Source organism: Streptomyces tibetensis (assembly GCF_040647715.1).
Classification (GTDB): Bacteria; Actinomycetota; Actinomycetes; order Streptomycetales; family Streptomycetaceae; genus Streptomyces; species Streptomyces tibetensis_A.
Map to the genome: position 1 here is coordinate 66,781 of NZ_JBEZCR010000020.1, position 10,956 is coordinate 77,736.

Consider the following 10,956-nt stretch of genomic DNA (forward strand, 5'->3'; position numbering starts at 1 on the left):
CAAGGGCTGCGCGCCCGCGATCACGGTACCCGGGCCTGCGCCCGGCATCACTCAGCGGCACCGTTCGTGACCGGGTGGACGGCAACACTCCCCGCGACCGGATACCCTTTGACCAGACACGCGACCCAACCCACAACAGCACACGCGGCCGAGGAGTCACCCGGATGAGCACCACCCAGAGCGAGAGGCTGCGAGAGCTACTGGAACCGCTCGTCAGCTCCCAGGGCCTGGATCTCGAGGAGATCGAGGTGGACTCCGTCGGACGCAAGCGGGTGCTGCGCGTCGTCGTCGACTCGGACACCGGCGCCGACCTGGACCAGATCGCCGATGTGAGCCGCGCGCTCTCGGCGAAGCTCGACGAGACGGACGCGATGGGCGAGGGCGAGTACACCCTCGAGGTCGGCACCCCGGGCGCGGAGCGCCCCCTCTCGGAGCACCGCCACTACGTGCGCGCCACGGACCGGCTGGTGAAGTTCCAGCTGGCCGAGGGCGGCGAGCTGGTCGCCAGGATCCTGAAGGTCGACGACGAGGGTGTCGACACCGAGGTGCCCGGCGTGAAGGGCCGCAAGGCCACTGCGCGCAGGATCGCCTTCGACGACATCGTCCGGGCGCGTGTCCAGGTCGAGTTCAGCCGCAAGGACAACAAGAAGGAAGAGGAGGCGTAGCCGTGGACATCGACATGAGCGCCCTGCGGGGCTTGGTTCGGGAGAAGGAGATCTCCTTCCCCCTGCTGGTCGAGGCGATCGAGTCGGCCCTCCTCATCGCCTACCACCGCACCGAGGGAAGCCGCCGTCACGCGCGCGTGGAGCTCAACCGGGAGACCGGCCATGTGACCGTGTGGGCGAAGGAGGACCCCGACGACCTCGAGGAGGGTCAGGAGGCCCGCGAGTTCGACGACACCCCGTCCGGTTTCGGCCGTATCGCCGCCACCACGGCCAAGCAGGTCATCCTGCAGCGCCTGCGCGACGCCGAGGACGACGCGACCCTCGGCGAGTACGCGGGCCGCGAGGGCGACATCGTCACCGGAGTGGTCCAGCAGGGCCGCGACCCGAAGAACGTGCTGGTCGACATCGGCAAGCTCGAGGCCATCCTGCCCGTGCAGGAGCAGGTGCCGGGGGAGACCTACCCGCACGGCATGCGCCTGCGCTCCTACGTCGTCCGGGTGGCCAAGGGCGTCCGCGGGCCCTCCGTCACCCTGTCGCGCACGCACCCCAACCTGGTGAAGAAGCTCTTCGCCCTGGAGGTGCCGGAGATCGCTGACGGCTCGGTGGAGATCTCCGCGATCGCCCGTGAGGCCGGTCACCGCACGAAGATCGCCGTACGGTCCACCCGCTCCGGCCTGAACGCCAAGGGCGCCTGCATCGGTCCCATGGGCGGCCGCGTACGCAACGTCATGGCCGAGCTGAACGGTGAGAAGATCGACATCGTGGACTGGTCGGACGACCCGGCCGACATGGTGGCGAACGCGCTGTCCCCGGCCCGGGTCTCCAAGGTGGAGATCGTGGACATGGCCACCCGGTCGGCCCGGGTGACCGTGCCCGACTACCAGCTCTCCCTGGCCATCGGCAAGGAGGGGCAGAACGCCCGCCTCGCGGCCCGGCTGACCGGCTGGCGGATCGACATCCGTCCCGACACCGAGCCGGCCGCGGCCGGCTCCGAGGAATAGATCCAAGCCGCGCGCCGTTCAAATCACGACAGGTTCACGCGCGGCAACTGTTCGAATCCTGCCCCAAAGGGGTGAGGAGCGTACGGGGAGGTAGACTTAGCAGTGTCTGGCCGGACGCGCGCCCGCGCATGCCCTGAACGCACCTGTGTGGGGTGTCGGGAGCGAGCGGCCAAGGCCGAACTGCTGCGGATCGTAGCGATCAAGGACGCGTGCGTCCCTGATCCACGCGGTACGCTGCCCGGCCGGGGTGCGTACGTACACCCCGCACCGGTCTGTCTCGACCAGGCGGTACGCCGCCGGGCGTTCCCGAGGGCACTGCGCGTCCCGGGACCGCTCGACACAAAGGCGTTGCGCCAGTACGTCGAGCAGACGACAGTTGCCGAGCAGGCAACACGGTAAGACGTGCCGCACGGAACCCCGTGCGGCTAGGTACCTCGCGAGTCGAAAGCAGGTCGAGATTGCGATGAGCACTCGATGAGTACGCGATGAGTACGCCCATGAACTAGCGACGGTCCGGACGCAACCCGGACCTCAAAGGAGCGAAGTGGCTAAGGTCCGGGTATACGAACTCGCCAAGGAGTTCGGCGTCGAGAGCAAGGTCGTCATGGCCAAGCTCCAAGAACTCGGTGAATTCGTCCGTTCGGCGTCTTCGACGATCGAAGCGCCCGTTGTTCGCAAGCTGACGGACGCCCTCCAGCAGGGCAGCGGCGGCGGCAAGAGCGCCCCCGCCCGCAAGGCTGCCCCGGCCAAGCCGGGCGCCCCCTCTCCCGCGCAGGCCGCCCGTCCGGCCGCCCCGCGCCCGCCGGCCCCCAAGCCGGCCGCCGCCGAGAAGCCCGCGGCTCCCGCCGCGCCGGCCACTCCCGGCCCCCGTCCCACCCCGGGCCCGAAGCCCGCGCCGCGGCCCGCTCCGGCGTCCCCGGCTCCGACCACCCCCGAGTTCACGGCACCCCCGGCGGCCCCCGCCGCCCCGGCTGCCTCGCAGGGCCAGGGCTCCGGCCCGCGTCCGGGCGCCCCGCGTCCGGCCGGCCAGTCCCCGCGTCCGGGTGCCCCCCGTCAGGGCGGTTCCGGCCAGGGCGGCCAGGGCCGTGGTGACCGCGGCGACCGTCCCGGCGCTCCGCGCCCGGGTGGCGGCGCCCCGCGTCCCGGCGCCCGTCCGGCGGGTCCCCGCCCGGGCAACAACCCCTTCACCTCCGGCGGCTCCACCGGCATGGCGCGCCCGCAGGCGCCCCGTCCGGGCGGCGCCCCGCGTCCGGGCGGCCCCGGTGCGCCCGGTGGCGCCCCGCGTCCGCAGGGCCAGGGCGGTCAGGGCGGTCCCCGTCCGCAGGGTGCCGGCGGCGGTCCTCGTCCGCAGGCTCCGGGCGGCGCGCGTCCGACCCCGGGCGGCATGCCCCGTCCGCAGGGCGGCGGCCCGCGTCCCGGCGGCGGTCCCGGTGGCCCCCGTCCGAACCCCGGCATGATGCCGCAGCGTCCGGCTGCCGGCCCGCGTCCCGGTGGCGGTGGCCCCGGCGGCCGCGGTCCCGGTGGCGGCGGTCGTCCCGGTGGCGGCGGCGGTCGCCCGGGTGGCGGCGGCTTCGCCGGTCGTCCCGGTGGCGGCGGCGGTTTCGCCGGTCGTCCCGGTGGTCCCGGTGGCGGTGGCGGCGGTTTCGCCGGCCGTCCGGGTGGTCCCGGTGGCGGTGGCCGTCCCGGCTTCGGTGGCCGTCCCGGTGGTCCCGGTGGCCGTGGTGGCACGCAGGGTGCCTTCGGCCGTCCCGGCGGTCCCGCGCGTCGTGGCCGCAAGTCGAAGCGGCAGAGGCGCCAGGAGTACGAGGCCATGCAGGCCCCGTCGGTCGGCGGTGTGATGCTGCCTCGCGGCAACGGCGAGACCGTTCGCCTGTCGCGCGGTGCCTCGCTCACCGACTTCGCGGAGAAGATCAACGCCAACCCGGCGTCGCTCGTCGCGGTCATGATGAACCTCGGCGAGATGGTCACGGCCACGCAGTCCGTCTCCGACGAGACGCTGCAGCTCCTCGCCGACGAGATGAACTACACGGTTCAGATCGTCAGCCCGGAGGAGGAGGACCGCGAGCTCCTCGAGTCCTTCGACATCGAGTTCGGCGAGGACGAGGGCGACGAGGAGGACCTGATGGTCCGTCCGCCCGTCGTCACCGTCATGGGTCACGTCGACCACGGTAAGACCCGGCTCCTCGACGCCATCCGCAAGACGAACGTCATCGCGGGCGAGGCCGGCGGCATCACCCAGCACATCGGTGCCTACCAGGTCGCGACCGAGGTCAACGAAGAAGAGCGCAAGATCACCTTCATCGACACCCCGGGTCACGAGGCGTTCACCGCCATGCGTGCCCGTGGTGCGCGGTCGACGGACATCGCGATCCTGGTCGTCGCGGCCAACGACGGCGTCATGCCGCAGACGGTCGAGGCGCTCAACCACGCCAAGGCGGCCGACGTTCCGATCGTCGTCGCGGTCAACAAGATCGACGTCGAGGGCGCGGACCCGACCAAGGTCCGTGGTCAGCTGACCGAGTACGGCCTGGTGGCCGAGGAGTACGGCGGCGACACGATGTTCGTCGACATCTCCGCCAAGCAGGGTCTGCACATCGACTCCCTGCTGGAGGCCGTGGTCCTCACCGCCGACGCCTCGCTCGACCTGCGGGCCAACCCGAACCAGGACGCGCAGGGCATCTCGATCGAGTCCCGCCTCGACCGCGGCCGTGGTGCCGTGTCGACGGTCCTCGTCCAGCGAGGCACGCTGCGGGTCGGCGACACCATGGTGGTCGGCGACGCGTACGGCCGAGTCCGGGCCATGCACGACGACAACGGAAACAGCGTGGCCGAGGCCGGCCCGTCGACGCCGGTTCAGGTCCTGGGCCTGACCAACGTCCCGGGTGCGGGCGACAACTTCCTGGTGGTCGACGAGGACCGTACGGCCCGTCAGATCGCCGAGAAGCGCGCCGCCCGTGAGCGCAACGCCGCGTTCGCCAAGCGCACGCGCCGCGTCTCGCTCGAGGACCTGGACAAGGTGCTCAAGGCCGGCGAGGTCCAGCAGCTGAACCTGATCATCAAGGGTGACGCTTCCGGATCCGTCGAGGCGCTCGAGTCCTCGCTGCTCCAGCTGGACGTCGGCGAAGAGGTCGACATCCGCGTCCTGCACCGCGGCGTCGGTGCGGTCACGGAGTCCGACATCGACCTGGCCATGGGCTCCGACGCCATCGTCATCGGCTTCAACGTGCGCGCCGCCGGGCGTGCGCAGCAGATGGCCGAGCGCGAGGGTGTCGACGTCCGGTACTACTCGGTCATCTACCAGGCGATCGAGGAGATCGAGGCGGCCCTCAAGGGCATGCTCAAGCCGGAGTACGAAGAGGTCGAGCTCGGTACGGCGGAGATCCGCGAGGTCTTCAAGTCGTCCAAGCTGGGCAACATCGCGGGTGTTCTCATCCGCTCCGGCGAGGTCAAGCGCAACACCAAGGCGCGCCTCATCCGCGACGGCAAGGTGGTCGCGGAGAACCTCAACATCGAGGGTCTGCGTCGCTTCAAGGACGACGTCACCGAGATCCGCGAAGGGTTCGAGGGCGGTATCAACCTCGGCAACTTCAACGACATCAAGGTCGACGACGTCATCGCGACGTACGAGATGCGCGAGAAGCCGCGCGTCTGACCTGAGCCACGATCGGGGCCGGTCGGCGGGACTTATTCCGTCGATCGGCCCCGGCCGTTGCGTGTACGGTTCCCGTATCGGCGTCGAAGCGTGGCGCCCGTACCCCGAACCGGCGGGACATCCGGATACACACATGTATGTGGGGACTCTGTCCTTCGATCTGCTCCTCGGCGACGTCCACTCGCTCAAGGAAAAACGCTCCGTCGTCCGTCCGATCGTGGCCGAACTCCAGCGCAAGTACGGGGTGAGCGCGGCCGAGACGGGTAACCAGGACCTCCACCGCAGGGCCGAGATCGGGCTCGCGATGGTCTCGGGGGAGACCGGGCACCTCACCGACGTACTGGACCGCTGTGAGCGGCTCGTCGCCGGGCGGCCCGAAATCGAACTGCTCTCGGTTCGACGCAGGCTCCACAGCGACGAAGACTGAAGCAACAAGAAAGCACTTAAGGAGACGGACCAGTGGCCGACAACGCGCGCGCCAAAAGGCTGGCGGACCTCATCCGAGAGGTGGTGGCCCAGAAGCTGCAGCGCGGGATCAAGGACCCGCGGCTCGGCTCGCACGTCACCATCACGGACACCCGGGTCACCGGCGACCTCAGGGAGGCGACCGTCTTCTACACGGTGTACGGGGACGACGAGGAGCGCGCGGCGGCCGCAGCCGGCCTGGAGAGCGCCAAGGGCATCCTGCGCTCCGAGGTGGGCCGGGCCGCCGGTGTGAAGTTCACGCCGACCCTGGCCTTCGTCATGGACGCCCTCCCGGACACCGCCCGGAACATCGAGGACCTCCTCGACAAGGCGCGTCAGTCCGACGAGAAGGTGCGCGAGGCGTCCGCGGGCGCCAAGTACGCCGGCGAGGCCGACCCGTACCGCAAGCCCGACGAGGACGACGAGACGGACGACAGCGCCGAATGACCCAGAAGCCCACCACGCCCGACGGCCTTGTCATCGTCGACAAGCCGTCGGGCTTCACTTCGCACGACGTCGTCGCCAAGATGCGCGGCATCGCCAGGACGCGACGCGTCGGGCACGCCGGCACCCTCGACCCGATGGCGACGGGCGTCCTCGTCCTCGGCGTCGAGAAGGCCACCAAGCTCCTCGGCCACCTCGCGCTGACCGAGAAGGAGTACCTGGGCACCATCCGGCTCGGGCAGAACACCCTCACGGACGACGCCGAGGGGGAGATCACCTCCTCCGTGGACGCCTCCAAGGTCACCCGCGACGCCATCGACGCCGGCATCGCAGCGCTGACCGGCGACATCATGCAGGTGCCCTCCAAGGTCAGCGCCATCAAGATCAACGGCGTGCGGTCGTACAAGCGGGCGCGGGAGGGCGAGGAGTTCGAGATCCCGGCCCGGCCGGTCACGGTCTCGTCCTTCGGTGTGTACGACGTCCGGGACGCCGTCGCCGACGACGGCACGGCCGTCCTCGACCTGGTCGTCTCGGTCGTCTGCTCCTCCGGTACCTACATCCGGGCCCTCGCCCGCGATCTGGGAGCCGGTCTGGGGGTCGGCGGTCACCTCACCGCGCTGCGCCGCACCCGCGTCGGCCCCTACAAGCTGGACGCGGCCCGCACCCTCGACCAGCTCCAGCAGGAGCTGACCGTGATGCCGATGGCCGAGGCCGCCGCCGCCGCGTTCCCCCGGTGGGACGTCGACGCCCGGCGGGCCAAGCTGCTGACCAACGGCGTGCGGCTGGAGATGCCCGAGACGTACGCGGCTGCCGGCCCCGTCGCCGTCTTCGACCCGGAGGGCCGCTTCCTCGCTCTCGTCGAGGAGCAGCGGGGCAAGGCCAGGAGTCTGGCCGTCTTCGCCTGACGGCTCGCCGAGCGGGTGTCCGCCCGTGGAGCGGCGGCCACGGATGCCTCCATCGCCGCCGCTCCACGGTCCCCCCTCGGTTCCCCCACCCCTAGGGTTATCCAGCCGCCCCCGTTCCTTCACCCGTTTGTGCGGGCGCTCGGAGTGAACCGGGGGAGCGGAAGGGGGCGCTTTCACCGAGCGATCTGTCCCGCTGATCATCTCGCCCCTACTGTCGAACACGAGGGCACGGGTGTACGGCGGGGAGGCTCGACGATGGCGTCGCGGAACCGGTCCCGGGAGACGGACGACAGCCCACAAGGCTCCCCGGACCGCCCCGGAACAGCGGGGCACGAGGGAGAGGCGGCCCCCGGCCCTGGGACAGGGCACGTAGGCGGGGCGGTCCCCGGCTTTGGGACAGGGCACGTGGGCGGGGCGGCCCCCGGCCCGGGGGCAGCGGGGTCCGACGAGGGGGCGGTCCCCGACGACCGTCTCGTCCGTATCCACGATCCGGCCGGTCGGCCGCGCGGCACCGGCTTCCTGGCCGATCACCACGGCACGCTGGTCACCAGCCACGAGGCCGTCGACGGCCTGCCCCGGCTCGTGCTGCACGGGGCCGGTGGCCGCCGCCGGGTCGTGTCCGCCGACGCGGTCACTCCGCTGCCGGCGCTGGACCTGGCCCTCGTACGGACCGAGGGGCTCGGCGTGCCGCCGCTGCCGGTGTCCGTACGGGACGGGGCAGAGACCGGCGCCTATGTGCGGATCGCCGCCGGCGGCTGGCGCGAGGCACGGGTTCTCGGCCCGGCCTGTGTGACCTACGCGGCCACGGACCGTTTCCACCGCCTCGACGACGCGCTGGAGCTGGCGATCGGCACCGCGGGGCGGGACGCGCTGCGGCAGGGCGGTGGAGCGGCCGGCGGCCCCGTGCTCGACGCCGGGACCGGCGCCGTCGTCGGAGTCCTCGGCACCGCGCTCAGCTCCGGCCATCGCGACGCCGGGTTCGCCGTACCGCTGTGTGCGGGAACCGCCGGTGCGGCGGGCCCGCTCGCCGGGCTGCTCGCCGAGAACGCCGCTACGGTCCCCGCCTTCGGACCCGACCTGAACCTCGCCGGGGTGCTGGAGCTGATCGGCGCATCAGTGGCGCTGGACGGTCCGCCCGGCGGGACGGGAGTCCCGGAGCCGGTCGAACGGGCGGATGTGGCCGCCGAGTTCGAGGCCTTCACGGCAGGCACGGCGGCCGTCATCGGTCTCGTCGGGGCACCCGGCAGCGGTCGCACGACCGAACTCGCCGCACTCGCCGCGCGTCGCGGCCGCAGCGGGCATCCCACGCTCTGGCTGCGGGGTTGCGAGCTGCGGGACGACGACGTGTCGGTGGCGGACGCGGTCCGCAGGGCGCTCACCCGGGCCGCCCCCGTCGTGGCCGGCGCACAGGCCCCCTCTCCGCCCTCCCTGCCCTCCCCGGCCGGCCCGGGGGACGTGACGCCCGAGCGCCTCGCCCGCCTGGCCGGTTCGCTCGGCAGGCCCCTGCTGCTCCTCCTGGACGGCCCCGAGGAGATGCCCCCGGCGGCGGCCCGACGCCTGGCCGACTGGGCGGGCGGGACCCTGCGGTGGCTCACGGCGACAGGAGCGCGGCTGGTGATGGCGTGCCGACCGGAGTACTGGGAGGAGGTGTCCGGTCTGCTGCACCGTCCGGCGTGCGTGCGACTCGGCGACCTCACCGAGGACGAGGCCCGGGAGGCCCGGCTGCGGTACGGCATCGGCGAGGGCGCCCTCGCCGGCACCGATGCCCGGCACCCCCTCACCCTGCGCCTGGCCGCCGAGATCCGGGAGGAACTCACCGACGCGTCGGAAACGCCGGTCCTGCTCGCCGGTCCCCTCGGCCGGGACGACATCTTCTCCGCCTACCTGGACCTGATGTCGCTGCGCATCGCCACCCGGCTGGCCGCAGGCAACGGCCTGCACGGCACGGCCGTACGCCGGCTGGCGGCCAGGGTCGCCGGGCAGGTGCACGAGGCCGCCCGGCGGGGTCTCGGGCCGGGGCAGGGGGACCTGGACCGGGAGACGTTCGCGGCGGTGTTCCCCTGGGACACCGGGCCCGAGCGACTCGGCGACTGCTCCGGCTGGGCGTCGGCCGTGCTCGCCGAGGGCCTGCTCGTGCCGACCGGACCCGGCTACCGCTTCGCGTACGAGGGGCTCGCCGACTGGCTCCAGGGCACGCACCTCGACCTCGACGAGGCGCTGCACGCCCTCGTCCACCGCGGCGAGGACGCGCAGACCGGCCCCGTGCCGCGTCACCGCATCGGGCCGGTGATCCAGGCCCTGCTGTGCCTCGGCCGCCAGCGCGGCGCCGGTCACCTGGCCTCCCGCCTGGCCGACCTGGTGCACGCGCTGGACTCCGACCCGCGGTCCTGGTGGGCCGTACGGCTGCTCGCCGGGACGCTGTCGGCCCTGCCCGACGCGGCACCGTACACGGACGTGCTGCGGCTGCTCGCCGACCGGATCGTGGCCTGGCGGCGGCGGGAGCGGCCCGTCCCGGAGGAGCTCGGGCCCCCCTTCTGGACCGGCGTACGGCTTCCGCTGGAGGCGCGTTGCGCGCTGCTGCGGCGGCTGGTCCATGCCGACCGGCCGCCGTGCGAGGCCGGGCCCCGGTTCCTGGACGCCGTCGCCGGACTCCTCACCGCCGACCCGACCGCCGTGCAACCCCAGCTCGTCCACTGGTTCGACGACGAGCAGCCGCTGCCCGCCACCCCCCACGCGACCGTCGCCACGGCCGCGCAGGTGCTGCTGCACACCCACCGCCACACCGCCCTGGACGATCTGACGGACGTGCTCGTCGACCGCGCCCACCCACGGGCCGACGAACTGCTCGGGGTGCTCGCGGAGGAGGAGCCGTCGGCGGTGTGCCGGGCCGCCGACCGGTGGGCGCGCGACGAACGGCCCGCGCGGCGGAGCGCCGCGGTCGCGCACGGACTGCGCGTCGCGCCCCACGTGAGCACCGGAGGCGACCGGGCCCTCCTGCGCTACGCGGCCCTCACCCTGCTCGCCCGCCCCGCCGACCGCGCCCTGCACGGCGGCGCACTCGCCCTCCTCGTCCAGGACCCCCACACACGGGGCCGCTACCTCCCGCGGGCGCTGGAGTACTTCGCGGCGGGCGACCCGCGGTTCTCGCCGGACGCACTGGCCGGGGCCCTCCTGACCGACCCCGAGCCGGTCCTCGCCGCCTTCACGGCCCGGCTGGAGCGGCCGGACGCGGAGGAGGCGCTACGGGCACTCGCCGACGCGACGCCGCCGGACCAGGCCCGGCGGATCGCCGCGCTGCTGTGCCGGGCGGCACACGGGCGGCCGGAACTCGCCGGGCAGGTGGCCGCGTACGCGGACCAGCGGCTCGACCGGGGCCCCGCCGCCCGGCCCGTACTCCTGCCCCTGGTCACCGGCCTGCTGGAGGACGGCGACGTGCGGCTGCGCTGCGCCCTGGCCGCCGTCCTCACGCCGCCCGGCATCCCCGCCTCGCGCCCGCTGCGCCGAGAACTGCGTGACGTCCTCCTGGCCCGTGAGCACGACACGGACGTCCTGGACGCACTGCTGCACACCGCCGCCCGCAACGGCGGTGACGACCTGCGCGACCTCGTCCACCGCGTAGGACTGCTCCTCGTGCGCACCCCTCAGGGCGCCACCCGCTTCGACCGCGCCCTGGTCGATCTGGGCCGGCACGTGCCCGGCTTCGCCGCCCGCGTGGCCGCCTGGCTGGCCGAGGCGCCCGGGGAATGGGCGACGCTGGTCGGGCCCAGTTCCCACCGGATGATCGGAAACCTGGCGGGTGCCGGCGTCCCCGTGTGACCGCCCTT

Annotated in this window: 8 protein-coding genes; all 8 read left to right on the plus strand. The window is 73.1% G+C overall.

Going from position 1 to position 10,956, the window contains the following annotated elements:
• The first annotated feature begins 164 nt into the window (after positions 1-164).
• The 8 genes from rimP to AB0B29_RS36020 all read left to right on the plus strand — a co-directional run bounded on the left by rimP (position 165) and on the right by AB0B29_RS36020 (position 10,948).
• Complete coding sequence (gene rimP / locus AB0B29_RS35985; RefSeq protein WP_362246651.1) at positions 165-665, plus strand: ribosome maturation factor RimP; 501 nt, start codon at positions 165-167, stop codon at positions 663-665.
• A 2-nt stretch (positions 666-667) separates the two neighbouring features.
• Positions 668-1,666, plus strand: a complete 999-nt coding sequence (nusA, locus tag AB0B29_RS35990) for a transcription termination factor NusA (RefSeq protein WP_104781352.1) — start codon at positions 668-670, stop codon at positions 1,664-1,666.
• A 102-nt stretch (positions 1,667-1,768) separates the two neighbouring features.
• Positions 1,769-2,065 carry a YlxR family protein gene (locus AB0B29_RS35995; protein WP_078955822.1) on the plus strand — a complete coding sequence of 99 codons (297 nt, stop codon included), beginning with the start codon at positions 1,769-1,771 and terminating at the stop codon, positions 2,063-2,065.
• 145 nt (positions 2,066-2,210) lie between these two features.
• Entirely contained in the window at positions 2,211-5,318 is a 3,108-nt protein-coding gene (gene infB, locus AB0B29_RS36000) for a translation initiation factor IF-2 (protein WP_362246653.1), read from the plus strand.
• Positions 5,319-5,451: 133 nt separating this feature from the next.
• A complete protein-coding gene (locus AB0B29_RS36005; protein ID WP_362246655.1) occupies positions 5,452-5,745 on the plus strand; it encodes a DUF503 domain-containing protein in 294 nt (97 codons plus the stop codon).
• Positions 5,746-5,777: 32 nt separating this feature from the next.
• Positions 5,778-6,230, plus strand: coding sequence for a 30S ribosome-binding factor RbfA (gene rbfA / locus AB0B29_RS36010; RefSeq protein ID WP_362246657.1), 453 nt, complete (start codon positions 5,778-5,780; stop codon positions 6,228-6,230).
• Positions 6,227-7,132 (plus strand): tRNA pseudouridine(55) synthase TruB, encoded by a 906-nt coding sequence (gene truB / locus AB0B29_RS36015; RefSeq protein ID WP_362246659.1) that lies wholly within the window; start codon positions 6,227-6,229, stop codon positions 7,130-7,132. Before rbfA ends, truB begins: the two co-directional genes overlap by 4 nt.
• 255 nt (positions 7,133-7,387) lie before the next feature.
• Positions 7,388-10,948 (plus strand): serine protease, encoded by a 3,561-nt coding sequence (locus tag AB0B29_RS36020; protein WP_362246661.1) that lies wholly within the window; start codon positions 7,388-7,390, stop codon positions 10,946-10,948.
• The last annotated feature ends 8 nt before the right edge of the window (positions 10,949-10,956 follow it).